We start from the raw sequence: 25,703 nt of genomic DNA on the forward strand, positions 1-25,703 counted from the left end.
CTACTGGAAGCTCATCCAGCAAGATAGTCGTAAACTCAGTGAAAAGCGATTTTATCGCCCTACTTTTCGCATGCACTTAACGAATAAAGAAATTCTAGACAAATTTTTGAGCTATTCAGAAGAGTTGAAACACCACTATAATCTCTATCAGCTCTTGCTTTTCCACTTTCAGAATAAAGAGCTCGAGAAATTTTTCGAACTTATTGAAGACAATCTAAAAAAGGTTCATCCTCTTTTTCAGACTGTCTTTAAGACATTTCTAAAGAACAAGGAGAAAATTGTCAACGCCCTTCAATTACCTTATTCCAACGCCAAATTGGAAGCAACCAATAATCTCATTAAACTTATCAAACGAAATGCCTTTGGATTTCGGAACTTTGACAACTTTAAGAAACGAATTTTCATCGCTCTGAATATAAAAATGGAGAGGACAACGATTGTCCTCTCCAGATGTTAGCTTTTATTCAACCCACTACAGTTGACAAAGAGCCCTTTTTCAGTGGGCTCGAAAACCTCAGGTGTCTTTTTGTATTTTCTTCATAAAGGCTGGGATATGTTGACTGATCGTGGTTGGCAGAACTACAAAATTGTCCTCAGCCAGTTCTTGGGCAATTGCTGAATGTAGATAGGTCGCTACTGTCACTTTTTCATAGAGACTTGCTTGGGGAAATTGCCCTGCAAAGCCAGCGATCATCCCAGCCAGAGTATCACCCATTCCCCCAGTTGCCTGATAGGGACCACCAACACTCAGCTGATAACAATCAACTTGGCCAGCTTGCCAGATTCGAGTAGCTGGACCTTTTTGAACTAGAATCGTTCCTGAAGGAAAACTCATCAAAGCCTCTCCTGTTTCCTTGCTTCCTTGGGAATCCAAATCTAAGCCTGACAAGACTTGCCATTCCCTCTGGTGAGGAGTTAAAACAAGCTGGGCTTTGGGGAATTTCATTCCCGTCTTAGCAAAAATGGATAAGGCACCACCATCCAGTATGAGAGTCTGGTCTTGATTTGAACGATGAAAGACTGTTTGAAGAAGCTCTTCTCCACGCTCATCATCCACTAGTCCAGGTCCAAGCAAGACAATATTAGCTTTCGGCAACTGTTGCTCAAGCAATTGCTTATCGTCAAGAGTAAAAGCCATAGCCTCCGGCAGATGGCTATGCAGAGCTGGAATATTCTCTTTATCCGTTGCTACTGTCACCAATCCTGCGCCACTTTTAACAGCCCCTAAGGCAGCCATAATAATCGCTCCCCCATAGGGATAAGTCCCTCCAATCAAGAGAAGACGACCGTAGTCTCCCTTATGACTAGAACGAGGACGCTCGATGATCACTTTTTCCAGTAGAGCTTGATCAATCTCTTTCATACACTACTCCTTCAACTTATCCTTACCATGCAGTACTTGATTAACCTTAGTATTCCAAGCCTGTAACCCTTCTCCTTCATAGTCTAGGTAAATCACTCTAGCTTGTAATTGACAAGGAATCAAACCTTCAAAACAAGACTTATCTTTTGAAGGAATAACACACAAATGAAGAAAGGTATCCAAATCTAAACTATCTCTTACCTTCGCAACATGATAGCCATCAAACATATAACCTGGTGCTTGAATTAATTCTTCATACAGAAAATGAAAACTAACTCCAGGAATGAACTTTTCTTGTAATTCCTCCTCAGACGGTGCCCGTCCTAACAAACGCTCCATAGCGAGTCGGTAACACGAAGTCGTATTAGACCATCCGAACATGATATAGTCAAAATAGTCTGCTGGATCAGAAGCTGCATTACGACTATCTGTAACTAGCTCAGCCCCACTTTTACCAAATACTTTTACCGCCGACATGAGTTTTCCAGTCTGAAAAATAGCCTGAGCCACCTCAACTGTACAAGTATGACTACAATAATTTGAAGTAACCAACTTCCTCTGGATATCATAGGTAGAAGCTACAAGGCGATGACTTGGCCTGTACGGAGGAAAAAAGCTATGCTCTTGCAAGTAATCATGAATTCGTATATTTAATTCATGATTCTCACATTCCACAATGGTCTGACGATGATGGTCCTGTTCGTAAGCAATAAACTTTGCTAGCTTCTCCAATTCCCATTCTTGAATCTGAGGATAGTTTTCAAGAGCAAATTGATACATCCCATCCCACTGAAGACTAAAATCTGCATTACAAACTTTTACAAGCATCTAATCACCTCTACTTCATTATACTACAAAGTAGATAAAAAGAAGCTTCAATTGACAGAACCGTCCTTACAATAGATAAAAAAGGTAGAAATATTGCTATTCAACCTTTTGGTTTAACTGCCACTCTGATGATTCATTTTAGTAACCTATAAACCTAGTTTCTATCCAAACTACGCAATGCCGCCTGATAAGTCTGCTCCATCAACATAGTAATGGTCATAGGTCCAACTCCACCAGGTACAGGTGTGATATGGCTAGCGATTGGCGCAACAGCATCATAGTCAACATCTCCACAGAGCTTGCCATTTTCATCTCGGTTCATCCCCACATCAATGACAACAGCCCCAGGTTTGACAAAATCAGCAGTCACAAACTTAGCACGACCGATTGCTACGACAAGAATATCGGCCTTAGAAGCTGCCTTGGCAAGATTGTGTGTTCGTGAGTGGGTCAAGGTTACAGTTGCATTCTTAGCTAATAACAACTGGGCCATTGGTTTACCGACGATATTAGAACGACCAATAACAACTGCATTCTTACCTTCTAGTTCAATCCCATACTCATGAAACATTTCCATAATACCAGCTGGAGTTGAAGGGATCATAACTGGATGACCAGACCAAAGACGCCCCATGTTGAGCGGATGAAAACCATCCACATCCTTTTCTGGATCAATAGCCAATAAAACTGCTTCTTCATTGATGTGTTTTGGTAAGGGTAACTGCACCAAAATACCATGCCAAGCTGGATCGTGATTGTATTTGGCAATCAAGTCCAACAATTCCTCTTGGGTAATGGTTTCAGGAACTCGCAATACTTCACTACGGAAGCCAGCAGCGAGAGCTGAGCGTTCCTTGTTGCGAACATAGACTTGGCTGGCAGGATTGTCCCCCACCAAAATCACCACCAAACCAGGAACCAAACCTGTCTCTTCCTTCAATTTTGCAGTCTTTTCAGCCAATTGTCCTTGGAGCTTGGCTGCTAAAGCCTTGCCATCAATAATCTGTGTCATGTGTTTTCTCTTTTCTAACAAATATCTTCTATTATATCAAAAAAACACTTGTCCCTCTAACACTTCTTACCTAAGAGACCTTATAGTCTGAAACTATAAGAAAAAGCCCACTTGGAGCTTTTCATGATATTCTTACAAAACCTTACTCAAGAAATCCTTGGTTCTTTGTTCTTGGGTTTGTTCAAAGACTTGCTCTGGAGTTCCATCTTCGACAACAACACCGTCAGCCATAAAGATGACGCGGTCTGCCACTTCACGCGCAAAGCCCATCTCATGCGTCACGATGACCATAGTCATTCCTGACTTAGCAAGTTCTTGCATAACCGCTAGTACTTCCCCTACCATTTCTGGGTCTAGGGCAGAAGTCGGTTCATCAAAAAGTAGGACATCTGGTTCCATGGCAAGACCACGAGCAATAGCGATACGTTGTTGCTGCCCACCAGACAAACTTTGTGGATAAGCATCTGCCTTATCTGGTAAACCAACCTTTTCCAAGAGCTCATGCGCTCTCTTCTCAGCAACTTCCTTACTTTCCCCTTTGGTCTTGATAGGAGAAAGCGTGATGTTATCCTTCACTGTCATATTGGGGAAGAGATTGAACTGTTGGAATACCATTCCCATCTTTTCACGCATGGCAAAGAGGTCGTTTTTCTTATCTGTAATGTCTACTCCTTCAAAGATAACCTTTCCTTTTGTCGCCTCTTCGAGGAGATTCATAGAGCGAAGGAGGGTTGACTTACCGCTACCAGACGGTCCGATAATCACCACAACTTCCCCTTTTTTGATTTCAAGATCAATCCCTTTTAAAACTTCATTCTTCCCGAAGTTTTTATGAAGGTTTTCAATTTTTATAAGCGTTTCAGTCATTATTTTTTCTCTCCTTGTCCCATACGATTTTCAAAAGCTTTCAAGGCTAGTGTCAAGATAGAGGTCATAATCAAGTAGTAAAAGGCTGCAAATAAGAGTGGAGTTAAAGGCAAGTAGGTGGTTGTTGACACCGTAGTAGCTCCATTCCACAATTCCATGACACCGATTGCTGACAAGAGTGAACTATCCTTGATAATGGTAATAAACTCATTCCCCAAGGCTGGCAAGATATTCTTGATGGCCTGTGGCAAGATGACATAGCGCATAGCATTTTTAGGACGAATCCCTAGAGAGTAAGCCGCCTCTAATTGACCTTTAGGTACTGCATTGATACCAGCACGAACTGTTTCTGATACATAGGCACCACTATTCATAGAGATAATGATAATCCCTGGAATCAAACGTGAAAAATCAACTCCCAAAACTCCAATCTGAATTGTCGGAGCATTGATATGCATAAGAGCAAAAGCAATCATGATCTGTACCATCATAGGTGTTCCACGGAAAATCCAAATATAAACATTGGCAAGCCAAGCTATGGGCTTTATTTTAGAACGTTGAGCAAAAGCCAAGACTACCCCTAAAATTGTCCCCAAAAAGACAACCAAAACAGAGATCAAGACTGTTACGAGAGCACCATAGTTAAAATATGGCAGATATTTAGGTAAAAAAGAAAAATTCATAAATCCACTACTTTCTAATTTCTAACTTAAAACTTGTATGAGTATAACATATTTTGAATAAAAATGCAATATTTTTCCTTTTATTTTCAATAAAATTTCAAAGAAAACAGAAATAGCGAGAAATCTTAGTTTTTTCTAGTCAAGTGGATACTCTTTATGGTAAAATAGTAACGATAAGAAATGGAGGAGAATCAAAATGGAATCACATTTGGTTAGAATCATCAACCGCCTAGAAGCAATGACAAAAGATGGTGGTAACTTAAAACGTAACTTTGAGCGCGAGGGAGTTGTTGTAGCTGAAGTTGCTTTTAACCATGATGAAGAAAATGGCCCAATCTTTACACTTCGTGATGTTGAAGCGCGTGAAACATATACTTTTGACAGCATCGACTTGATTGCGATGGAAATTTACGAACTTCTATACTAATAATAGATATACAGAGGTTGGGACAAAAGATTCCGACCTCACTTTTTATTAGCAATCAAACTTTGACGCGGTAGCTGATTGGACTTTTCGTTCGTCTTTTAGACTCCCAAAACTCCTAATCATCTTCGCGGGGCTGGGACTACGAAATCGAGACTTTGTCTATCGATTTCTGTCCCACCGCCTTTCACCAACGAGAATCCTTTTTGCATGACAAATAGGATTTTTTTCTTGCTATCAAAATCTTCTCCAGATTAGCGCTCTACTATTTATAGTGCTAGTATCCAATCTTTTTACTTGAATTGCCCAATAATCATGATATAATTAAATTATATACTTGTTTGACTATTTTTGACCTTTTAGATTTAGTCAAGACTAAGAAAGAAATGAGGTGGCGGTATGCTCTGTCAAAACTGTAAAATCAATGACTCAACGATTCATCTTTATACCAATCTCAATGGGCAACAAAAGCAAATCGACCTTTGTCAAAATTGCTACAAAATTATCAAAACAGATCCTAACAATAGCTTGTTCAAGGGCATTACAGATTTAAACAACCGTGATTTTGATCCCTTTGGAGACTTCTTTAACGATCTCAACAACTTTAGACCATCTTCTAATAACAACAATATCCCCCCAACTCAGTCAGGGGGTGGATACGGTGGAAATGGTGGCTATGGTGCCCAAAATCGTGGTCCTGCCCAAACACCACCACCAATCCAGGAAAAAGGACTCTTGGATGAATATGGTATCAATGTCACTGAGATTGCCCGTCGTGGAAATATTGACCCTGTAATTGGCCGTGACGAAGAGATAATCCGTGTCATTGAAATCCTCAACCGCAGAACAAAAAACAACCCTGTCCTCATCGGTGAGCCCGGTGTTGGTAAGACAGCTGTTGTCGAAGGTTTAGCTCAGAAAATTGTTGACGGTGATGTTCCCCATAAGCTTCAAGGGAAAGAAGTCATCCGCTTAGATGTCGTTAGTCTTGTTCAAGGAACAGGTATCCGAGGTCAGTTTGAAGAACGCATGCAAAAACTCATGGAAGAAATTCGTGAGCGCGAGGATGTTATTCTCTTCATTGACGAAATTCACGAAATCGTCGGTGCTGGTTCTGCTGGAGAAGGGAATATGGATGCAGGAAATATTCTAAAACCAGCTCTTGCACGTGGCGAACTCCAACTGGTTGGTGCTACTACCCTCAATGAATATCGCATCATCGAAAAAGATGCTGCCCTTGAGCGCCGTATGCAACCGGTCAAGGTTGATGAACCAACTGTTGAAGAAACCATCATTATCCTTAAAGGAATTCAAAAGAAATACGAAGATTACCATCATGTTCACTATACTGAAGGGGCTATCGAAGCGGCCGCTACCCTTTCTAACCGCTACATCCAAGATCGTTTCTTGCCAGACAAGGCCATTGACCTTCTAGATGAAGCTGGTTCAAAAATGAACTTAACCTTGAATTTTGTAGATCCTAAGGTCATCGACCAACGCTTAATCGAAGCAGAAAATCTCAAGGCACAAGCAACCCGCGATGAAGATTTTGAAAAAGCAGCCTACTTCCGTGACCAGATTGCCAAATACAAGGAAATGCAAAAGACCAAGGTAACGGATCAGGATACCCCAATCATCAGTGAAAAAACAATCGAACACATCATCGAGCAAAAGACTAATATCCCAGTTGGTGATTTGAAAGAAAAAGAACAGTCTCAACTTATCAACCTAGCAGATGACCTCAAGGCTCATGTTATTGGTCAAGATGATGCAGTTGATAAGATCGCTAAGGCTATCCGTCGTAACCGTGTTGGACTCGGTACTCCAAACCGTCCAATCGGTAGCTTCCTCTTTGTTGGTCCTACCGGTGTCGGTAAAACAGAACTTTCTAAACAGCTAGCCATCGAACTCTTTGGTTCTGCTGACAGCATGATTCGCTTTGACATGAGTGAATACATGGAAAAACACAGCGTGGCTAAACTCGTTGGTGCCCCTCCAGGATACGTAGGCTATGATGAAGCAGGTCAATTGACTGAAAAAGTTCGTCGTAACCCCTACTCACTGATCCTCTTGGATGAAGTTGAAAAAGCCCATCCAGATGTTATGCATATGTTCCTTCAAGTCTTGGATGATGGTCGTTTAACGGATGGGCAAGGTCGTACCGTTAGCTTTAAAGACGCTATCATTATCATGACCTCAAATGCAGGTACAGGTAAGGCAGAAGCTAGTGTTGGATTTGGTGCTGCTCGTGAAGGTCGTACCAACTCAGTCCTTGGGGAATTAGGCAACTTCTTTAGCCCCGAATTCATGAACCGTTTTGATGGCATTATCGAATTCAAGGCTCTCAGTAAGGAAAATCTTCTTCAAATCGTTGACCTCATGCTAGATGATGTTAATCAACGACTCTCAAGCAATAACATCCATTTAGATGTAACAGATAAGGTTAAAGAAAAACTTGTAGACCTTGGTTATGATCCAAAAATGGGAGCTCGCCCACTCCGTCGTACGATTCAGGATTATATCGAAGATGCGATTACAGACTACTACCTTGAAAATCCAAGCGAGAAAAACCTCAAAGCTGTCATGACTAGCAATGGTAAAATCATGATTAAATCAAAAAATAAATTGGAAACAGTTGACTCAAATGACTAATTCCACATACTAAAAGAATGTTCTTACTTGACAGTAAGAGCATTCTTTAATATGATAGAAAGAAAGCGCACACATAAAGGAGAAATTTATGACGAATCCAACCTTTGGAGAAAAAAAAGAGGGTGTAACCTACAAAACTAGATATGGTGTTTATGTAGTCATCCCTGACTCAGCACATGAAAAGATTATCCTCGTTCAAGCTCCAAATGGTGCATGGTTCTTGCCTGGTGGCGAGATTGAAGCAGGTGAAGATCATTTTGAAGCTCTCAAACGAGAACTGATTGAAGAATTAGGTTTTACAGCTGAGATTGGCAATTATTATGGTCAAGCAGATGAGTATTTCTATTCCAGCCATCGTGATACTTACTACTACAATCCAGCCTATCTCTACGAAGCTACTTCTTATCAAGAAATCCAAAAACCTTTGGAGGACTTCAATCATCTAGCTTGGTTCCCAATCGATGAAGCCATTGCTAACTTAAAACGTGGCAGTCATAAATGGGCAATTGAAGCTTGGAAAAAACAGCATCAAGTTTAAATTAACTTTTCCAATTTTTCCAAAAAGTGCTATAATAGAAATAGAAACACAGGAGGAAAGCCTATGAAGCTCATCAACACTACTAATTCTCACTCAAACCTTGTTAAAAGCCAACTGGAGAGTACCGACGCTACACTCGTAGAAGTCTACTCTGCAGGCAACACTGATGTTATCTTTACTCAGGCACCGCTTCATTATGAAATCCTCATTTCCAATAAACATCGTGCTATCCGCGAACAAGAAATAGAAAAAATCCAAGAATTTTTCTTGAATCGCAAGATCGAAAAGCAAAATATCGATGAAGCTAATATCAAGACCCTCTACTCTGAAAAATTGATTGAAATCTCAATCCCAACAAAATAAAACTTAGCAATATTTGGACAACACTCTAAAAATTCTTACTTTTTAGAGTGTTCTTTGTCTGTCTAATCTGATATTCTAGAATCAGATTCAATGTTACAGAAAGAGTTTTCTAACAATCCTTCAACTTACTAAGTTTGGCAATATTTTTGTAAAAACTCGTACTTGATCATCAAAACAATTAATTTTACTATTATAATTTACTAACATTAAAAAAGGAGCTCATAAATGGAGAACATAGTATACAGAAAAGCCAGGCTAGACGAATACCAAAAAATTGGAAAAGTAATAGCCGATAGCTTCTTTGACTATCCATTCTTAACTCTAATCATAGATGATCTCAAGAAACCTGAAAACTATCCTGCTTTCTTAGAACTATTGGAAAGTCTCCTTACTCGCCTCTATATCAAAGAAGAGACCTGCTTAGTAGCTGAACAAGACGGAGAAATCCTAGCTGTCGCCTTATTACAACAAAATGATTTTTCTATCCTATCTTACTTGCTAAATGGTGTCATAAAACTGTTTCGCTACATTAGTCCTCGAAATTTTTTGAAGTATCTTGATTTAGTAGACCGTTCCGAAAAACATTTGAAAAAATCTAATAGCTTTGACTGGTATTTGATGCTCCTTGCAGTCAATCCATCCGTTAAAGGACAAGGAGTGGGTAGTGCTTTTCTTAGAGACGCAGTTGAGCCTTATGTCAAATCCAAGGGCTGCAAGCGCTTAGGGCTCATTACCAGTACAGAAAAAAATGTTCCATTCTATAAAAAGAATGATTATGTATTGCTAGATTTTATGGAGTTAGAGTATGGGACTAAGTCCATTGGGAACTGGGCTTTTTTAAAAACTATCAATAAATAAAGTAAAAAGGAGTTGAAATCAACTCCTTTTTACTTTATTTAACTGCTTCTTTCAAGGCTTCTACCTTATCCAAGCGTTCCCATGGAAGGTCAATATCTGTACGTCCCATGTGTCCATAAGCCGCTGTTTGACGGTAGATTGGACGTTTCAGATCAAGCATTTGGATGATTCCTGCTGGACGAAGGTCAAAGATTTGACGCGCTGCTTTTTCAAGCTTGCTTTCAGCTACGGTTCCAGTACCAAAGGTATCGATACGAACAGATACAGGTTGAGCTACACCAATGGCATAAGCCAATTGAACTTCTGCTTTCTTAGCAAGACCTGCAGCAACGATGTTTTTGGCAATGTAGCGAGCTGCATAAGAAGCTGAACGGTCAACCTTAGTCGCATCCTTACCAGAGAAGGCACCACCACCATGACGAGAGTAGCCACCATAAGTATCTACGATAATCTTGCGACCAGTCAAACCTGAGTCTCCTTGAGGTCCACCGATTACAAAGCGACCAGTTGGATTGATGAAGAATTTAGTCTCATCGTCAAGATAAGAAGCTGGAATCACTTCCTTGATAACCTTGTTAATCACATCTTCATGAATTTGTTCATTAGTCACTTCTGGATCGTGTTGGGTTGAAATAACAACCGTATCCACGCGCACTGGTTGGTCATTTTCATCATACTCAACAGTGACTTGAGATTTAGCATCTGGACGAAGATAGCTGATTTCACCAGACTTACGTAGTTCAGCTAAACGACGAACCAACTTGTGACTGAGTGAGATTGGAAGTGGCATGAGTTCTTCAGTTTCATCCACCGCAAAACCAAACATGAGACCTTGGTCTCCTGCTCCAATCAAGTCAAGTGGATCTTGATCCGCATTTCCGCGAACTTCTAAGGCTTCATTAACACCTTGAGCGATATCTGGAGATTGCTCCACCAATGATGGATGAACTCCTACTGTTTCAGCTGAGAATCCATACTCTGTATTGGTATAACCGATCTCTGCAATGGTATCACGTACGACACGGTTGATATCCACATAAGCTGTCGTTGAAATTTCACCAAAGACATGAACTGAACCAGTATAAACAGCTGTTTCAGCAGCAACGTGTGCTTCTGGATCTTGCTCTAAGATAGCATCCAAGATAGCATCTGAAATTTGGTCTGCAATCTTATCTGGATGCCCCTCAGATACAGATTCAGACGTGAAAAGTTTACGTTCTGACATAAAAAATGTCCCCCCTTAAAAAATATTCGTTATAGAGTTACAAAGAACTGGCAGGAAGACCATTTGCAATCAATCCTACCACCTTATCGGGACCATATAACCTAACTATTATAACACGAATTTTTGAAAAATACTCGTATGATTACTATTTTTCTCACTCGGAAAATGTTTTCCAATCTCAATCAAATAAAAACTCTCAAAGTAGATGGGTTACTACTTCAAGAGATTTCGTAAAAACTAATTATTTTCTAGATAAAATTCAAACCGTTCCCCAACGTATTGGCTCTTTACATACTCAAAAGCTGTACCATCATCAAAGTAAGAAACCTGGGTCAGGCCTAAAATAGCATGCCCCTTTTCTACCTCTAGGTACTGGGCTATCTTTTCTTTGGCTAGGCGGGCATAAATGGTTTGATGAGATTTTCCAATCCGATAACCATGTTTTTGCAAGGTTTGGAAGAAGTGTTTGGTTACTTCTTCTTTTTTGAAATTTTTGATAAATTTCTCAGGAATAGACGCCACTTCATAGACCACAGGAACTTGATCTGCATAACGAACACGTTCCATCCGAATGATATTGTCAGTGGCCTTGATCCCTAATTTTTCAACTTCTTGCTCATTAGGAATAGTCCGACGATAGGAAATCAGATGACTCGATGGTGTTTTCCCCTGAGCCTTCACAATTTCCGTAAAACTAGTCGTTCCACGCATTTTTTCCTGAACACGAGTACTAGAAACAAAGGTCCCGCTACCCACACGACGCTCCAAAACTCCTTCCTCGACCAAAAGGGAGATAGCTTGACGCAGAGTCATACGGCTAACCTCAAATTCCTCAGCTAAGTCTCGCTCACTTGGAAGTCTTTCTCCAATTTTCCAATTTCCCTCGTCAATACCTTTTTTGATTTGGTCGTGAATTTTCATATAAGCTGGTAACATGCTTGCTCACTTCTTTTCTTTATTTTTTCCATTGTACCCTATCTCATGGGGAAAAGTCAAACTGCACTTGTTTGGTTGGTAATTCTGGGGCATTTATGATAGAATATTCAAGAAGATATTTCTTTTAAGAAAGGGAAAAGATGACCAACATTTCAACTGATTTGCAAGATGTCGAAAAGATCATCGTACTGGACTACGGTAGCCAGTATAACCAACTTATCTCACGTCGTATCCGTGAGATTGGTGTCTTTTCAGAACTAAAAAGTCACAAGATTTCGGCTGACGAAGTCCGCGCTATCAATCCTATCGGGATTGTACTTTCAGGTGGTCCAAACTCTGTTTACGAAGAAGGCTCATTTGATATTGATCCAGAGATTTTTGAACTTGGAATTCCAATTTTAGGAATCTGCTACGGTATGCAGCTATTGACTCACAAGCTTGGTGGTAAGGTTGTTCCTGCAGGCGATGCTGGTAACCGTGAATATGGACAATCTGAACTAACTTTGACAGAATCTTCTGCTCTTTTTGCCGGTACTCCAGACAAACAATTGGTCTTGATGAGCCACGGGGATGCTGTTACTGAAATTCCTGCTGATTTCATTCGTACTGGTACATCAGCTGACTGTCCTTATGCATCAATCGAAAATCCAGATAAGAAAATCTACGGTATCCAATTCCACCCAGAGGTTCGTCACTCAGTTCACGGTTATGATATCCTTCGTAACTTCGCTTTGAATATCTGTGGTGCCAAAGGCGATTGGACTATGGATAACTTCATCGAGATGCAAATCAAACAAATCCGTGAAAAAGTTGGAGACAAACGTGTTCTCCTCGGACTTTCTGGTGGTGTTGACTCTTCTGTTGTTGGGGTTCTTCTCCAAAAAGCCATCGGAGATCAATTGATCTGTATCTTTGTAGACCACGGTCTTCTTCGTAAAGGAGAAGCTGACCAAGTTATGGATATGCTTGGTGGTAAGTTTGGTTTGAACATTGTCAAAGCAGACGCTGCTAAACGTTTCTTGGATAAACTTGCTGGTGTGTCTGATCCTGAACAAAAACGTAAGATTATCGGTAATGAATTTGTCTATGTCTTTGATGATGAAGCAAGCAAACTGAAAGATGTGAAATTCCTAGCACAAGGAACTCTTTATACAGACGTTATCGAGTCAGGTACGGATACTGCTCAAACCATCAAGTCTCACCACAACGTTGGTGGACTTCCAGAAGACATGCAGTTTGAACTCATCGAACCTCTTAACACTCTTTACAAGGATGAAGTTCGTGCCCTTGGTACTGAACTTGGTATGCCAGACCACATCGTATGGCGCCAACCATTCCCAGGACCAGGTCTTGCAATCCGTGTCATGGGTGAAATCACTGAAGAAAAACTTGAAACTGTTCGTGAATCAGACGCTATCCTTCGTGAAGAAATCGCTAAAGCTGGTCTTGACCGCGATATCTGGCAATACTTCACTGTTAACACTGGCGTTCGTTCCGTAGGTGTTATGGGAGATGGCCGTACTTATGACTATACCATCGCTATCCGTGCCATCACTTCTATCGACGGAATGACAGCTGACTTCGCTAAGATTCCATGGGAAGTTCTTCAAAAAATTTCAGTTCGTATCGTAAACGAAGTTGACCACGTTAACCGTATCGTCTATGATATCACAAGTAAACCACCTGCAACTGTTGAGTGGGAATAGAGTTAATAAGTTAAAAAGCCCTAGAAATCAATGTTTCTCAGGGTTTTCTTTATTTTAACACCAAAACTATTTTTTACTATCTTATCCTACTATCGTTTTTTACATTTTTGGTTCTTACTATATCCATAGCTTTCTTAGGCTTGATAACAATTCTAGCATAATATCCATTATCATCAGGAAATTCATAAAGACGGAAAAAATCATTATTATATTCAAACTCACTAATCAAATATATTTCTTTATTTATGATTTCCTTACTACCTAAATTTTCTGAATACTTCCTGAGCTCTATTAACAAATTAAACACCTATTAATCAATTTTTAAATGTATCTTACCCTTAACTACATCCGGTATATATTTTGAAGTAATCTCATATTCGATCGTTTGAGGAACATTCTCAAACATTAGTATCGATGGAAATGCCATTGAGGAGTTATGTTTCAAATACTCAATGCCAAATCTTAAAATATCAAATTCTGAATTTGTAAAATTTTTATATATAAATATGTGTTCTAAAGAGTTTTTATAGTTGTATTTTTGATCTTCATAGCTGGTTTTTGTAGTATATGCGATAAGCGGATTAATATTAATTCTTTCTATATTTGATGGGATTATTTGAAAATAAGAGTAAGCATCAACTGAGTCACTTTCTTTAATTTTAAATAGAAATTCATCTAATTCAATTCCCTGTATCTCCTCAATTATGTTCTCTCCTGGATAAAGTAAGTTATTATGTTTTAGCAGACAACCTTTTGGTACCATCAGTTTTATATCGATATCTTCATCATATGTTTTACCTAAGTTAGAAACGATTAATTCGACAAATTTAATGTTATCTATGTATGTGAAATATTCAATGTACTCTTTGTAAGATATTATTTCCCAATATAATTTGTTTAATTTAGAAAAGCGTTTCTTTTCCTTATCAGACCCTATATACGAAGGACTACTGTTACCGAAAGGAATTTTCACCTGAAATTTATCTTTCCTTAAATTTCCTAAGTACCAAAAATTTTCATGTAGTTTGATTTGGTTTTCTTTAGCGAAATCATTTATAGTATCTTTGAATTCATCACTAATAACCACAGAATCAGCCATTTTATAAAGAAAATCAACATTCGCATCTTCTTTTGAAGGCGTGATCAACTTTTTAGTTTTATCTTCTAATATACCTGATTCTTCAGAAATTACGGTACTGTTTAGTTCATCTATATATTCATTAATCCTACTTTGCTTTTCATTGATAAATTTTGACTCCAGTAAACTAAATTGTTTAGGTAAAACATTTTCGTCAGATAATGTATTTTTATCCCTTATTGTCACAAACGGTTTTATATTTTCGCTTTGATAAGTTTCTTTTTCTGAAATTAATTTTAAAAAATAAAGTGATAGATGATTTGTAAAAAGCCTTTGAAAATCACTCTCGTCATTAACTATAAAAAATATCCCTCTATCTTTATATCTTTCTTTAAATTCTTGCACTTTTTCATATTGCTTAATGTCTATATTAGACGGAATTATCGGAGCTTCTAAAAAGTACATAAAAACTTGTTTATCAGCTGATAGCATCTCCTCAATTTCTTCTTCCGTTCCTGATCCATAATTATCTGTTGCTGTACCAAATCTTGTCCAAAATATAGCAACAGCTGCATCACATTCCCTAACAATTTGCTTATTCAATAATTCCTGTGGTTTATTACCTGATTCAGGAAAGCTATCCGTTGACCAATGCTTTATTGATACTTGTATATTATTCAAACTACCATATAGTTTATTAAAATTATCAACAGCTTCCTTAATTAATTGAAGATAGCCAGTAACATCCCCGGGACACGAAATTAATAAATCGTAAATAGTCACTCCTTCTCTTGGCATCCATGTATCCTCCGAAAATTTAATACTATACAAATCTAACCTATTATAATTATAAATCAAAAAAACAATATAATCAAATTCTCTTACTGTTTTATTGGTTATAAACATTGATTTCACTTGTCTAATTATCTCAATTTAATTGTATGCTGATTGCCATTAAATTTACTCTTTCTGATATTATTATCACTCACCACTACTTTTCCAGCCATTCTGCTTACTTCTTCTCTCATAGCATTTGCTTTTAAATTGGAGTATCTTCCGAGACTACCTTTTTAAATTCCTGAAACCATGCTATAATATAGTAAGTATAAGTCCAATAACCTAACTATAAAAGTCAATGTTAAAGATTTCTTACATCATCCGTAAGTGTTATTCTACTCTGATTCATACTATAATGAAAGTAACAAAAGATGGAGGTGTTTCACATGGAAACAATTTTACGAGTAGAATCATTAAAAAAGCATTATGGAAAAGAGCCGAATATCACCAAAGCCTTGAACGGTATATCTTTTCAAGTTGTCAAAGGTGAGTTCTTAGGGATTATGGGGAGCAGTGGTTCTGGGAAAACAACCCTTCTTAACTGTCTCGCTACTATCATCAAACCAACTGACGGCTCCATTCAAATGCAAGAAAAAGATTTAGGTCAGTTAAAAGGTAGTCAGTTAGCTGATTATCGTGGCAAGGAAATTGGTTACCTCTTTCAAAATTTTGAGCTTTTGGACAATCTGACAGCCAAAGAAAATATTTTACTCCCCTTGTCTTTGCACAAGGTCGATGCCAACGAAAGCAAGGTTCGGTTAGAATTGCTTTCCCAATATCTAGATATTTCTGAACTTCTGGATAAGTTCCCATCTCAATTATCAGGTGGTCAACGGCAAAGGGTAGCTGCTGCGCGTGCCTTAATTTTAGACCCTAAGATTGTATTTGCAGATGAGCCCACAGGAGCTTTGGATTCAAAAAATGCGACCATTTTGATGCAAAAATTATCCGAAATGAATCAAGTGGAAGAAACCACCATTCTCATGGTGACCCACGATTCAGTCGCTGCCAGCTTTTGCAACCGTATCTTGTTTATCCAAGACGGAAAACTATTCCATGAAATTCGACGCGATTATCCAAGAGAAAGTCAAGAAGATTTTTACCACAGAATACTAAAGGTCATGTCTGTACTGGCTGGAGGTGATGGCAATGTTTTCTAAATTAGTCTCAAGAAATAGCAAGAGGGATCGAAAGAATAATGGCTTGTATTTCAGTTCCATGGTTCTTTCTATTATCTCCTTTTACATCATCCTTTCTTTGTCCCATCAAGATGTGATGATCTTTCTCAAACAAATAGAGAGTGACGCTGTAAATAAACTCTTTAGCATGATTCCCATTCTTTATGTAGCAACCCTCTTTATTCTCTTTTTTCTAGTCTACTTCGCAAGCAGTATGCAGATGGAAAGGAGAAAACATGAATTTGGTGTCTATCTAACGCTAGGGATGCGAAGAAGCAAACTGTTCTTTCTGCTCCTACTCGAGGATTTGAGAAACAGTATCCTTGCTCTTGGAATAGGTCTTCCAATTTCAATCTTGATTTCAGAACTGATTAGCCTAATAACCGCTAAAATTGTTGGGCTAGGGATTATTGAACATCAATTTTCTCTATCTACTACAGCTCTATTCTATACAATCATCGGTTTCCTAGCCGTAAAATTAGCTGTCTTTATTCTTTTAAGTGCAAAAACAGCCAATAAGGAAATCGGAGATCTGCTATCCTATTCTCCTTCTGGCATGAAGAAACTACTCCCCAAGGGTGTGTACCTTCTTGCTTCTGTCCTCGGAATTTTGCTTCTAGGAACAGCCTATTACTTGGGGATGAGTGGACGAGCTTGGGAAAATGTCATAACAATGGGCATCACTGTTCTCTTGGGAACTCTAGGAACTATACTACTCTTCTTTGGTATGCGTTTGTTTATAGACTTTTTGGTCAAGCTTGGAAGCAATCGAAAACTCCACACCTATAATTTTAGACAGATTCAAGAATTAGTTATCCAGCGCTCAACTATACTGGCTATCTGCTCCCTCTTAATCTTCTCTGCCTTGTGCCTCTTTGGAGCAGGTGTTGCCATTGCAAGTGGCAATTCAGGCAATCAAACCCACGTTTTGGATTATACATTTAGAGATAGCAAGCAGGAAACAGATGAAAATCTTGATATGAATACAGTTAAAAAAGAGCTTGAAGCTGCTGGACTGGCATCACAGTTTTCAAAGATTCTACAAATCAAAGTGGGTAAACCGAAAGAACACGAGTCCGTGTCCTTTGAACAGTTCATCAAGGTATTGAAAGAGCAAAAAGACATTAAAAACAAGGAAGTCTTAGTCCATAATTTCCAAAAATATATAAGTTGCCACCTTTTGCCACTCTCTGAATACAATGAGCTTAGAAAGGCTGCCAATCTCCCTCCTCTAGAATTAACTAGTAAGGAAGCCTACTTGTATATGGGGAAAGATTTTCTCCCTGATGAGAACTTGGTTAACTCTGTTCTGAAAGCAAACCCTCAAATCAAAGTCATGGGAAATGATATAAAATTAATTGGAGATGTGCAGTCTTTACCAATTGTAACGGACCGTGAAATCACCCTCTCTGTAGCCCTCATTCTTCCAGATGAGACCTTTATGAGTTATACTGATAGTAAATACTCAAACTATGTCAGTGGCATCCTAGCTCCTGATCTGGTCAAGGAAAAAGGCCTGATGAAAGCTATCTCAGATACAAATGAAAAGCTGAATCAAACCTCTCTTAGTTATGAAAGCTATATACAAAATATGGGGCGCCAATTATTTTACATTATCTCTGCCAGCTATATTACTATTTATCTGGCTATCATCTTCCTTATTGTCGCAAATACAATTATCGGCGTTCAGTTTTTGATGGGACAAAGACAATCCTACAGACGATACCAAACCTTGATTCATCTTGGCGCCAACTACGAAACTCTTTGTAAATCTTCAGAAAAACAAATCAACTGGTATTTCGGTCTGCCAATAGCCCTTGCACTTATCAGTAGTAGCTTCGGAGTGAGCTCCCTCCTCACAGGAATAGTGCCAGCTAGTGCAAGAATGGCCATGGGGCAGAAATTTATCATAGCCATGCTGATCGTACTGCTCTTAGCTGGTTTTGAAGTCATCTATATCAGAATTGTAAAGAAAAATAGTAACAAGTACTTGTTATCCTTAATGGAACCAAAAAGAGAAGAATAAAATTTAAAAAGCGAGGAAAAGGAGGAACTAATATGAAGCATATTCTGGTAATTGAAGATGAAGCCTTGATTCGAGATGAAATTGTCATCTTGTTAGAGAAAGCTGGTTACCAAGTTGATAAGTTGATTGACTTCAAAGAAACAACCCAGCAAGTGCTGCAATACGATACAGATCTAATCATACTGGATTTGAATTTACCGGGAGAAACTGGCTTTCAAATTTGTAAAAATCTCAAGTCAAAACGCTCTGTGCCCATATTGGTTCTCACTTCTCGTGAACAATTAAAAGATGAAATCTACGCCCTGAAATTAGGGGCAGATGAGTATCTAACAAAGCCTTTCAAGAAAGAAAGATTTTTGGTACGTATAGAAAATATCTTGAAACGCTATGAAGGCAGACAAAATCTACTTGAAAAAGATAATTTTCTGTTGGATAGACAGACTTATACCCTTTATATCAATGGACACTCGATTTTACTCCCCCAAAATCAAGGGAAATTGTTAGAAACCTTATTGGTTACTAATGCTCCTGTCGTCACAAAAGAAGAACTAAGTATGAAACTATGGAACACAACTGAGTTCATCGATGAAAATGCCCTTCAAGTAAATATTGCAAGGCTCAAAAAGGTGATGAAACAGGCTGGCATTGCACTTCAAGTCAAGTCCGTCAGAGGTATTGGTTACAAGCTAGAAGAGGTAAGTCCAGATGAAACAGAATCTTAAATATCTAGCTACTTACCTGCCCTGGTTACTTGTTCTCTTAGCATTTGATCTATTTACAGCTGTTCTGCTTTGGCTTTCAGACGTGAGGATGTTTCAAGTCCTCATCCTTCTCTATCTTTTAGCTACAGTCCTGCTCTTTTTTATCCTATCACTCCTACTTATAAGAAAAGAAAGAAAAAAATCAACTGCTTATAAAGCCTTCATATCCAATCCTAAGATCGATACTGAGCTGGAATTATTGCGTTTATCAACTAACTCAGAGAAAGAAAGCATTGAAAAAATAGCAGATACACTTTATCAAAAGCAGGCTCAAATAGGAAAACTCAACTCATTACTATCCGAGTACGAGGACTATGTTGAAAAATGGGCGCATGAGATTAAACTTCCTTTATCGCTTCTTTCCCTCCTTTTAGACAATCAAAGTGACCAACTACCTGAGGATACTGCTTTTAAATTGGACTATGTGAAAAATCAAATCCAAGGAAATGTATCACAGATCCTATTCTACTACAGGGTGAAAAGTGAGAAAAATGATTTTCTATTTGAAGACCTTGACCTAGAAGAGTGTATCCAAGATCTTTTGGAGAACTTTGATCCCTTGCTCAAAGAAAAGAATTTTACGATTAAGTTAGAAAACATACAAGGAATCTGCTACACCGATCAACGCAGTTTTGGATTTATCCTGTCTCAAATATTAGCCAACGCCCTTAAATATTGCTCTGACAAACCAGAACTCAAGATTTCTATGTCAATTGACAAGGGGCGCAAAACCCTGATTATTAGGGATAATGGGTGTGGAGTTAAAGCTTGCGACCTCCCTCATATCTTTGAAAAAGGATTTACAGGTGATTCAGGAGAGACAAGGAAAAAATCAACAGGCATGGGTCTCTATCTTGTCAAACAATTAGCAGATGCTTTAAAAATCGACATCGCAGTAAAATCCGAATGGATGCAAGGATTTGAGATTACTCTTTCTATTTAGTAAATGTTTCGATTAAGAAAATTGCCTAATTATAGAAAGCACATATTTTATACCAAAAAGGAAAGCACTTCTGCTTTCCTTTTTGATATCATAAAAACACCCTGAAATACTTGTCTCAGGGTGTTTGTTTCATTTTTAAAATGTCTGGCGCTTAGCTTTTCGTTCTGCACGTCCACGAGCACGACCTTCTGCTCGCTTGGCTTTACGACGTTTTTCATCGACAGCCCACTGGATTTTTTTCTTATATCCTGGTTTGACTTTTTTCTTTTTCTTTTTAACCAAGCCAATCATTTCGATGTCCAATTTTTCTTGTTTCTTCTCACGATTGGCACGACGATCGCGGTCATAGGTATCTTGGAATTCTCCGTCTTTAACCATCTTAGGCACAAACTTGATCCCTAGTTTCTCTAACTCACGAATATCTGAGTCGTCACTAGGCTGGTAAAGGGTAATGGCTGTACCAGACAGACCATTACGTCCAGTTCGTCCAACACGGTGGACAAAGAAGGACAAGTCTTGTGGAATGGCATCGTTAATGACGTGACTGACCCCCTCAATGTCAATCCCACGCGCAGCCAAGTCAGTCGCAACGATGTACTCAAAATCAAGGTTTTTCACCTGATTCATGATGCGTTTACGTTCACGAGGAGCAATATCTCCGTGAATCTTAGCTACTTTCAAGCCTTGAGCTGTTAAGTATGTATGCAATTCATCTGCACGTGTCTTAGTATTGACAAAAATCATGGCAAGATATGGTTGCATGACTTGAGTCAATTCATAAATCTGGGCATTCTTATCACGACCTTTAGTCGAAATCAACCAGTTATCAATGGTGTCAGAGATAACTGTTTTGGTCTTGATTTTTTCCATAACTGGATTAGACAAGTATTTTTTTAAGAATGGTTGCAGTTTTTGCGGAATAGTTGCTGAAAAGACCATAAACTGCAAGTCTTTTGGAAGACTTCCTGCAATCTTATCAACTGTTTCCAAGAATCCCATATCCAAGGTCATATCAGCTTCATCGACTACAAAGGTCTTAGCCTTGTGGATAGCCAAATCACCCGATTTTACCAAATCATAGATACGACCTGGTGTTCCAATGACGATATGGGGCTGGTTGCTTGCCAGTTTGTCAATCTGACGTGCCTTGTCCGTACCACCAACGTAGTTGACAACACGAATTTCAATTTCTGAGTGCCCTGCAATCTGGCGGGCTGCCTGGTAAATCTGAGTCGCCAACTCACGACTTGGAGCTGTGATAACGGCTTGCACACTGTCGCTTTCTTCATCCAACTGTTGGAAAATTGGAAGCAAGAAAGTATGAGTCTTTCCTGAACCTGTTTTTGATTCACCAACCAAGTCTCGACCAGCCAAGACAATAGGAATCAACTTATCCTGAACCTCAGTAGGAGTCGTAAACTTCAACTCCTCCAAAGCTTCTTCTATATATTTTTTAAATTTAAATTTCGTAAATGACATAATATCCTCGATTCTATCTATCTACTCATTATACCACATTTTGATGCATTTCAGTTAAACTTTCGGTTTGAATAATCACTCCGAAATGTAAAAACATACCCGATTAAAGGCAAGAAAAATACTCTCTGTCCATCATAAACAGAGAGTATCGCTTTTTTATTTAAGCTCCCATTCTTTCATTAGCCAATCACAAAACTGTTGATAGCGTTGGTCGAGAGCTTCATGATGCCCATATGCATCAAAGGTGGAATATATTGAGGAAACTGCTTCTGAAATCAGATCATGAAGTTCCCTTGCAAAAAGAGGAGCCTTAGACAGACGGTTGGAATGATTGGCACCTTCTGTCTGACCATTTTGCAGATAAATCAGGCTTTGGCTCTGTATCAAGTCATGTTCCCTGCAAAAGTCTATAAAGTCTGGATACCAGAAAGAACCACAGATAGAAAAGATACAGGTCGCAGGAAGATGGCTACTATAGAGACTATAGACAGCAGCAAGTCCCCCCAGTGAATAGCCACCATAAGCAATCCTGCTTTCATCAATCAAGTAGTCTTTTTTTAGAGTTGTTAGAATCCCTTGAAAGAGCTTCTCATGGTAGGCATCTACCTTCCCACCGAAATCTAGTGCCCCTTCTTTCAAAGAACTAGCTTTCCAAGGTGTAAAGTCATCCAGACGGTTTTCTGGAACTAAACCCACTAAAATTACAGATTGGGACAGGTATGATAAATAATCCAGTTCCCCATCGTTTAAGAGCACAACTGGGTAGGCTTGTTTAGAGTCATAGTTTGAAGGAAGGCTGACCCTAACTCGAATCCCTTCCCAGTTAAACTCCTTATTTCTTGATAAAGTCATTGATTTTTTCAAGGGAATCAATCACTGCTGGACCGTAGTCCATCAACTCATCGTAAGAGATGGTCATAATTTTTTGATTCTTGATTGCTGGTACATTTTCCAAAACAGCATTTGCCTTCATCAAATCCACTGCTTTTTCATCCAACTTTTGATTGCGGTCGCTGGTTACATAGATAATCAACTCTGGATCCATTGATACTAAGTTTTCCAAGGTCAAACCAGATGTTCCTGTTGCGACATTGGTATAACCAAGTTGGTTGAGCAAACTTTCTTGAAGGGCTGACTTGTAGGCACCAAAGGTTTCGTCATTGTAAGCAACCATAATCAGAGCTTTTTTCTTTTCACCCTGTGTTTCTGGATTGGCTTTTTTAACCGCATCGATTTTAGCTTGCAATTGCTCTGCGTATTGGTTTGCCTTGTCTTGGACATTGAAAATGGTACCAAGATTCTTCACATCTTCTACGATATTTCCCAAATCCTGTTGGATATTTGATAGTGAGGCTTTTTGCGTATAAACAGGGATTTTGTTTTCATTCCAAGCGCTGATAGTTCCCATTGACTTTTCAGAGAACATCATATTACGTCCCATCAAGGCATCAGGTTCATAAGAAAGAACTGTTTCTTGTGAGACTGATTTTTTATCACCAATATGAGGGATGGCTTCAATTGCTTCCTTGTATTTACCAGTTACGGCATTATCAGGATTGAGCATACCGGCAATTTTATCCTTCAAACCAAGTTCAAGCAAGATTTCAGTTGTTGAAAGATTGTTGGTGAGGACCTTTTCAGGGGCCTTTTCAAAGACTTGTTCGACTTCGTTTCCTTTGGAATCATAAGTTTTGATGGTTACAGGATAGCTGGTTTCTGTAGTAGATTTTTGACTTGTCTCTGCACTTGATTGTGTGGTAGCTTTTTCTGTTGCACTATTTCCACAAGCTGCTAAAGTTAAGGTAGCTACTGTTAGGAGCAAAATACTAAGTGATTTTTTCATGTTTTGTTTTCCTTTTCATTTTTTATAAATAGTGAATCATGGCTTGCTGGTCTTCCGTCCAAGTAATCCTACTTTGGACACCATAGACAGCCTGCAAAGACTCTGGTGTGATGGTCTCTTTTGGAGTCCCTTGGTAAACAATCTCTCCTTCTTTCATTAGATAGAGATAGTCTGAATAGCGACAAGCTAGCTGAATATCGTGTAATACTGCTAGTACATTGATATTGAGATGTTTGACAATGGTTAACAAGTCTAGCTGGTACTTGATATCCAAATGATTGGTCGGTTCGTCTAAGAGCAGGAGAGTCGGTTCTTGGGCCAAGGCGCGTGCCAACAAAACCCGCTGCTTCTCTCCTCCTGACAAAGAAGAGTATAGTCGATTTCTCTTTTCGAACATATCTACCTTAACCAGAGCATCCTCAACCAAGGCAAAGTCTTTTTCTTTTTCCTTTTGTAAGAAAGAGAGATGGGGTGTTCTGCCTAGCATGACGATTTCCTCAACCCTACAATCAAACTGTAACTGATTAAACTGCGTGACGACTGCCATCTGCTTTGCCGTTTCCTTGATGCTCATTTGTTCCAAGGGTTTTCCATCTAGAGAAATCAAACCTTGATCAGGCTTTTCCTGTCGATAGAGGAGTTTCAGCAAGCTAGTTTTCCCACTTCCATTGGGTCCCAAAATGGTATGAAATTGCTTGCCCTCCAGTTTGAGCGACACTCCTTTGAGAATTTTTTTCTCTCCGATTCCAAAGTGAATATCCTGGCACATTAAGTCCATATCAGACCTTCACCTCCCCTCGTCTACTTCCAACCATGTAGATAAAGAAAGGGGCACCTACTAGGGCTGTGAAGATCCCAATCGGCAGTTCAGCATTTTGAATCAAGACACGAGCAAGGACATCTGCCCAAACAACAAAGAGGGCACCTAGTAAAGTAGCTATCGGAAATAGCCTTCTGTAATTTGTCCCAACCAAACTTCGTGCCAAATGAGGTGTGATGAGACCAACAAAACCAATAATCCCACAGGTCGATACCAAGATTGCTGTCATTATAGCCACAATCGTCACATAAAGATACCAGTAAAAACGTAGGGGAATCCCTAAGGTCAAAGCCGCCTCATCACCCATCATCATGGCATTAAAAACACGATATTGGGTAGAGAAAAATAAAAAAGCAATTCCCACGATTATAGTTGGCAAGGTTAAGTGAGCCCAGGAAGTCCCCGCTAAAGACCCCATGGTCCAAAACTTGATGGTCATGACACTATCAGCATTAGCGCCAATTGAAATAATAAAGTTTGAAAAAGCCAAAAATAGTGCATTCACAACTGTCCCTGATAAAATCAGGCTTGAAGTTGTCATCCTGCCTTGCATGGAAGCAATCAGAAGTACTGCAACTGTTGCCACAAGCGCTCCAAGGAAAGAGCCAAGACCAATCATGACCTTAAACCCGAGAATGATGCTCAAAGTCGCACCAAAGGTTGCCCCAGCTGAAATTCCTAAAACATAAGGTTCTGCGATTGGATTATTGACTGTTGACTGCATGACGCTACCACACATGGAAAGGCCTGCACCAACTACCAAACCAAGAAAAACCCGTGGTAATCTCATATTCCAAACAATAGCAAGTGTAGACTTCGAAAGGTCTCCTATATCCAGAGGGGCCCCCATCTTACTTAAAATAATTCTATAAGTATCACTCAAGCTAATCTGAACAGACCCCATAGAAACAGCTAAAAATAGAGAGACTCCCAAAGCTCCTAGCAACAGAGATAGGAGAAAAACATATCGCAGGTTTTGATGGCTTCCAGAAGATTTGGAAATCATGAAACCCTCCCTTAATAAAATTAAAAATTTAGACAATTTTCATAAATAGTATACCACATTTCCAAGGCAGGAACAAGGCTAGAAAGATACAGCTAAAAAGACTGTTGAAACTAGAGAGCTGATTGAGCTCAGATTAAAATCCTAGTGAAACTAAAAAATCTCCCCCAAGGGAGACCTTTCTGGTTTATTTTACCTTACAGTGCTAGGAACCGTAACCGATGATAATACTTGAGTATATCGAGGCAAGGTGATAAAAATAAAAAAGCCCTCTGATATC

Annotated in this window: 25 protein-coding genes; 11 read left to right on the forward strand and 14 right to left on the reverse strand. The window is 39.1% G+C overall.

What is annotated here, in order from left to right; all coding sequences use genetic code 11:
- On the forward strand, window positions 1–457 hold a 457-nt coding region (locus tag O3658_RS09415; protein WP_371561119.1), incomplete at its 5' end, for a transposase.
- A gap of 57 nt (window positions 458–514) precedes the next feature.
- Here O3658_RS09415 and O3658_RS09420 read toward each other — a convergent pair.
- The 5 genes from O3658_RS09420 to O3658_RS09440 all read right to left on the reverse strand — a co-directional run bounded on the left by O3658_RS09420 (window position 515) and on the right by O3658_RS09440 (window position 4,753).
- Window positions 515–1,363, reverse strand: coding sequence for an NAD(P)H-hydrate dehydratase (locus O3658_RS09420; RefSeq protein ID WP_371561121.1), 849 nt, complete (start codon window positions 1,361–1,363; stop codon window positions 515–517).
- A 3-nt stretch (window positions 1,364–1,366) separates the two neighbouring features.
- The gene (locus O3658_RS09425; RefSeq protein WP_371561123.1) at window positions 1,367–2,191 is read right to left on the reverse strand and encodes a phosphate ABC transporter ATPase; all 825 of its coding nucleotides are present in this window, start codon (window positions 2,189–2,191) and stop codon (window positions 1,367–1,369) included.
- A gap of 154 nt (window positions 2,192–2,345) precedes the next feature.
- The gene (locus O3658_RS09430) at window positions 2,346–3,203 is read right to left on the reverse strand and encodes a bifunctional methylenetetrahydrofolate dehydrogenase/methenyltetrahydrofolate cyclohydrolase (protein ID WP_371561125.1); all 858 of its coding nucleotides are present in this window, start codon (window positions 3,201–3,203) and stop codon (window positions 2,346–2,348) included.
- A 132-nt stretch (window positions 3,204–3,335) separates the two neighbouring features.
- Complete coding sequence (locus O3658_RS09435) at window positions 3,336–4,070, reverse strand: amino acid ABC transporter ATP-binding protein (RefSeq protein WP_045762888.1); 735 nt, start codon at window positions 4,068–4,070, stop codon at window positions 3,336–3,338.
- Window positions 4,070–4,753 carry an amino acid ABC transporter permease gene (locus tag O3658_RS09440; RefSeq protein WP_001011628.1) on the reverse strand — a complete coding sequence of 228 codons (684 nt, stop codon included), beginning with the start codon at window positions 4,751–4,753 and terminating at the stop codon, window positions 4,070–4,072. The genes O3658_RS09435 and O3658_RS09440 overlap by 1 nt, the downstream gene beginning before the upstream one ends.
- A 196-nt stretch (window positions 4,754–4,949) precedes the next feature.
- Between O3658_RS09440 and O3658_RS09445 the strand changes: the two genes are divergently transcribed.
- The 5 genes from O3658_RS09445 (at window position 4,950) to O3658_RS09465 (ending at window position 9,588) form a co-directional block, all read left to right on the forward strand.
- Window positions 4,950–5,180: a DUF1797 family protein gene (locus O3658_RS09445; RefSeq protein WP_000443576.1), complete on the forward strand. Its 231-nt coding sequence runs from the start codon at window positions 4,950–4,952 to the stop codon at window positions 5,178–5,180.
- Window positions 5,181–5,576: 396 nt separating this feature from the next.
- Window positions 5,577–7,829, forward strand: a complete 2,253-nt coding sequence (locus tag O3658_RS09450; protein WP_371561129.1) for an AAA family ATPase — start codon at window positions 5,577–5,579, stop codon at window positions 7,827–7,829.
- Window positions 7,830–7,917: 88 nt separating this feature from the next.
- Entirely contained in the window at window positions 7,918–8,367 is a 450-nt protein-coding gene (locus O3658_RS09455; RefSeq protein WP_371561131.1) for an NUDIX hydrolase, read from the forward strand.
- 63 nt (window positions 8,368–8,430) lie between these two features.
- A complete protein-coding gene (locus O3658_RS09460; protein WP_000767183.1) occupies window positions 8,431–8,730 on the forward strand; it encodes a DUF1827 family protein in 300 nt (99 codons plus the stop codon).
- Between the two features lie 225 nt (window positions 8,731–8,955).
- Window positions 8,956–9,588 carry a GNAT family N-acetyltransferase gene (locus O3658_RS09465; protein ID WP_371561133.1) on the forward strand — a complete coding sequence of 211 codons (633 nt, stop codon included), beginning with the start codon at window positions 8,956–8,958 and terminating at the stop codon, window positions 9,586–9,588.
- Window positions 9,589–9,622: 34 nt separating this feature from the next.
- Here the strand turns inward: O3658_RS09465 and metK are convergent, their stop codons facing one another.
- Window positions 9,623–10,813, reverse strand: a complete 1,191-nt coding sequence (metK, locus tag O3658_RS09470) for a methionine adenosyltransferase (protein ID WP_371561136.1) — start codon at window positions 10,811–10,813, stop codon at window positions 9,623–9,625.
- A gap of 237 nt (window positions 10,814–11,050) precedes the next feature.
- Window positions 11,051–11,749, reverse strand: coding sequence for a GntR family transcriptional regulator (locus tag O3658_RS09475; protein ID WP_371561138.1), 699 nt, complete (start codon window positions 11,747–11,749; stop codon window positions 11,051–11,053).
- Between the two features lie 140 nt (window positions 11,750–11,889).
- Here O3658_RS09475 and guaA point away from each other — a divergent pair, with 140 nt between their 5' ends.
- Window positions 11,890–13,455: a glutamine-hydrolyzing GMP synthase gene (gene guaA, locus O3658_RS09480; RefSeq protein ID WP_371561140.1), complete on the forward strand. Its 1,566-nt coding sequence runs from the start codon at window positions 11,890–11,892 to the stop codon at window positions 13,453–13,455.
- Window positions 13,456–13,531: 76 nt separating this feature from the next.
- On the opposite strand, the gene O3658_RS09485 is transcribed toward guaA, so the two are convergent.
- Both O3658_RS09485 and O3658_RS09490 read right to left on the reverse strand, forming a co-directional pair.
- Window positions 13,532–13,753 carry a hypothetical protein gene (locus O3658_RS09485; RefSeq protein ID WP_371561141.1) on the reverse strand — a complete coding sequence of 74 codons (222 nt, stop codon included), beginning with the start codon at window positions 13,751–13,753 and terminating at the stop codon, window positions 13,532–13,534.
- 12 nt (window positions 13,754–13,765) lie between these two features.
- Window positions 13,766–15,331: a hypothetical protein gene (locus O3658_RS09490; protein WP_371561143.1), complete on the reverse strand. Its 1,566-nt coding sequence runs from the start codon at window positions 15,329–15,331 to the stop codon at window positions 13,766–13,768.
- A 425-nt stretch (window positions 15,332–15,756) separates the two neighbouring features.
- Here O3658_RS09490 and O3658_RS09495 point away from each other — a divergent pair, with 425 nt between their 5' ends.
- From O3658_RS09495 to O3658_RS09510, 4 genes are read left to right on the forward strand one after another with little or no spacing between them, the layout of a single operon-like run.
- Window positions 15,757–16,530: an ABC transporter ATP-binding protein gene (locus tag O3658_RS09495; protein WP_371561145.1), complete on the forward strand. Its 774-nt coding sequence runs from the start codon at window positions 15,757–15,759 to the stop codon at window positions 16,528–16,530.
- Entirely contained in the window at window positions 16,520–18,574 is a 2,055-nt protein-coding gene (locus O3658_RS09500) for an FtsX-like permease family protein (protein WP_371561147.1), read from the forward strand. Before O3658_RS09495 ends, O3658_RS09500 begins: the two co-directional genes overlap by 11 nt.
- Window positions 18,575–18,606: 32 nt before the next feature.
- Window positions 18,607–19,296: a response regulator transcription factor gene (locus tag O3658_RS09505; protein ID WP_371561149.1), complete on the forward strand. Its 690-nt coding sequence runs from the start codon at window positions 18,607–18,609 to the stop codon at window positions 19,294–19,296.
- Entirely contained in the window at window positions 19,280–20,278 is a 999-nt protein-coding gene (locus O3658_RS09510; protein ID WP_371561151.1) for a sensor histidine kinase, read from the forward strand. Before O3658_RS09505 ends, O3658_RS09510 begins: the two co-directional genes overlap by 17 nt.
- 135 nt (window positions 20,279–20,413) lie before the next feature.
- Here the strand turns inward: O3658_RS09510 and O3658_RS09515 are convergent, their stop codons facing one another.
- From O3658_RS09515 to O3658_RS09535, 5 genes are all read right to left on the reverse strand, one after another.
- Window positions 20,414–21,757 carry a DEAD/DEAH box helicase gene (locus O3658_RS09515; RefSeq protein ID WP_371561153.1) on the reverse strand — a complete coding sequence of 448 codons (1,344 nt, stop codon included), beginning with the start codon at window positions 21,755–21,757 and terminating at the stop codon, window positions 20,414–20,416.
- 156 nt (window positions 21,758–21,913) lie between these two features.
- Window positions 21,914–22,609 (reverse strand): alpha/beta hydrolase-fold protein, encoded by a 696-nt coding sequence (locus O3658_RS09520; protein ID WP_371561155.1) that lies wholly within the window; start codon window positions 22,607–22,609, stop codon window positions 21,914–21,916.
- Window positions 22,590–23,600: an ABC transporter substrate-binding protein gene (locus O3658_RS09525; RefSeq protein ID WP_371561157.1), complete on the reverse strand. Its 1,011-nt coding sequence runs from the start codon at window positions 23,598–23,600 to the stop codon at window positions 22,590–22,592. Before O3658_RS09525 ends, O3658_RS09520 begins: the two co-directional genes overlap by 20 nt.
- Before the next feature lie 22 nt (window positions 23,601–23,622).
- The gene (locus O3658_RS09530; protein WP_371561159.1) at window positions 23,623–24,378 is read right to left on the reverse strand and encodes an ABC transporter ATP-binding protein; all 756 of its coding nucleotides are present in this window, start codon (window positions 24,376–24,378) and stop codon (window positions 23,623–23,625) included.
- Window position 24,379: 1 nt separating this feature from the next.
- Entirely contained in the window at window positions 24,380–25,426 is a 1,047-nt protein-coding gene (locus O3658_RS09535; protein ID WP_371561161.1) for a FecCD family ABC transporter permease, read from the reverse strand.
- Window positions 25,427–25,703: the final 277 nt, after the last annotated feature.

The organism is Streptococcus sp. 27098_8_69 (assembly GCF_041432445.1).
GTDB lineage: Bacteria > Bacillota > Bacilli > Lactobacillales > Streptococcaceae > Streptococcus.

Coding starts and splice junctions, on each gene's coding strand:
- O3658_RS09420 (WP_371561121.1), bottom strand. CDS start 1,363: ATGAAAGAGATTGATCAAGCTCTACTGGAAAAAGTGATCATCGAGCGT.
- O3658_RS09425 (WP_371561123.1), bottom strand. CDS start 2,191: ATGCTTGTAAAAGTTTGTAATGCAGATTTTAGTCTTCAGTGGGATGGG.
- O3658_RS09430 (WP_371561125.1), bottom strand. CDS start 3,203: ATGACACAGATTATTGATGGCAAGGCTTTAGCAGCCAAGCTCCAAGGA.
- O3658_RS09435 (WP_045762888.1), bottom strand. CDS start 4,070: ATGACTGAAACGCTTATAAAAATTGAAAACCTTCATAAAAACTTCGGG.
- O3658_RS09440 (WP_001011628.1), bottom strand. CDS start 4,753: ATGAATTTTTCTTTTTTACCTAAATATCTGCCATATTTTAACTATGGT.
- O3658_RS09445 (WP_000443576.1), top strand. CDS start 4,950: ATGGAATCACATTTGGTTAGAATCATCAACCGCCTAGAAGCAATGACA.
- O3658_RS09450 (WP_371561129.1), top strand. CDS start 5,577: ATGCTCTGTCAAAACTGTAAAATCAATGACTCAACGATTCATCTTTAT.
- O3658_RS09455 (WP_371561131.1), top strand. CDS start 7,918: ATGACGAATCCAACCTTTGGAGAAAAAAAAGAGGGTGTAACCTACAAA.
- O3658_RS09460 (WP_000767183.1), top strand. CDS start 8,431: ATGAAGCTCATCAACACTACTAATTCTCACTCAAACCTTGTTAAAAGC.
- O3658_RS09465 (WP_371561133.1), top strand. CDS start 8,956: ATGGAGAACATAGTATACAGAAAAGCCAGGCTAGACGAATACCAAAAA.
- metK (WP_371561136.1), bottom strand. CDS start 10,813: ATGTCAGAACGTAAACTTTTCACGTCTGAATCTGTATCTGAGGGGCAT.
- O3658_RS09475 (WP_371561138.1), bottom strand. CDS start 11,749: ATGTTACCAGCTTATATGAAAATTCACGACCAAATCAAAAAAGGTATT.
- guaA (WP_371561140.1), top strand. CDS start 11,890: ATGACCAACATTTCAACTGATTTGCAAGATGTCGAAAAGATCATCGTA.
- O3658_RS09490 (WP_371561143.1), bottom strand. CDS start 15,331: ATGCCAAGAGAAGGAGTGACTATTTACGATTTATTAATTTCGTGTCCC.
- O3658_RS09495 (WP_371561145.1), top strand. CDS start 15,757: ATGGAAACAATTTTACGAGTAGAATCATTAAAAAAGCATTATGGAAAA.
- O3658_RS09500 (WP_371561147.1), top strand. CDS start 16,520: ATGTTTTCTAAATTAGTCTCAAGAAATAGCAAGAGGGATCGAAAGAAT.
- O3658_RS09505 (WP_371561149.1), top strand. CDS start 18,607: ATGAAGCATATTCTGGTAATTGAAGATGAAGCCTTGATTCGAGATGAA.
- O3658_RS09510 (WP_371561151.1), top strand. CDS start 19,280: ATGAAACAGAATCTTAAATATCTAGCTACTTACCTGCCCTGGTTACTT.
- O3658_RS09515 (WP_371561153.1), bottom strand. CDS start 21,757: ATGTCATTTACGAAATTTAAATTTAAAAAATATATAGAAGAAGCTTTG.
- O3658_RS09520 (WP_371561155.1), bottom strand. CDS start 22,609: ATGACTTTATCAAGAAATAAGGAGTTTAACTGGGAAGGGATTCGAGTT.
- O3658_RS09525 (WP_371561157.1), bottom strand. CDS start 23,600: ATGAAAAAATCACTTAGTATTTTGCTCCTAACAGTAGCTACCTTAACT.
- O3658_RS09530 (WP_371561159.1), bottom strand. CDS start 24,378: ATGGACTTAATGTGCCAGGATATTCACTTTGGAATCGGAGAGAAAAAA.
- O3658_RS09535 (WP_371561161.1), bottom strand. CDS start 25,426: ATGATTTCCAAATCTTCTGGAAGCCATCAAAACCTGCGATATGTTTTT.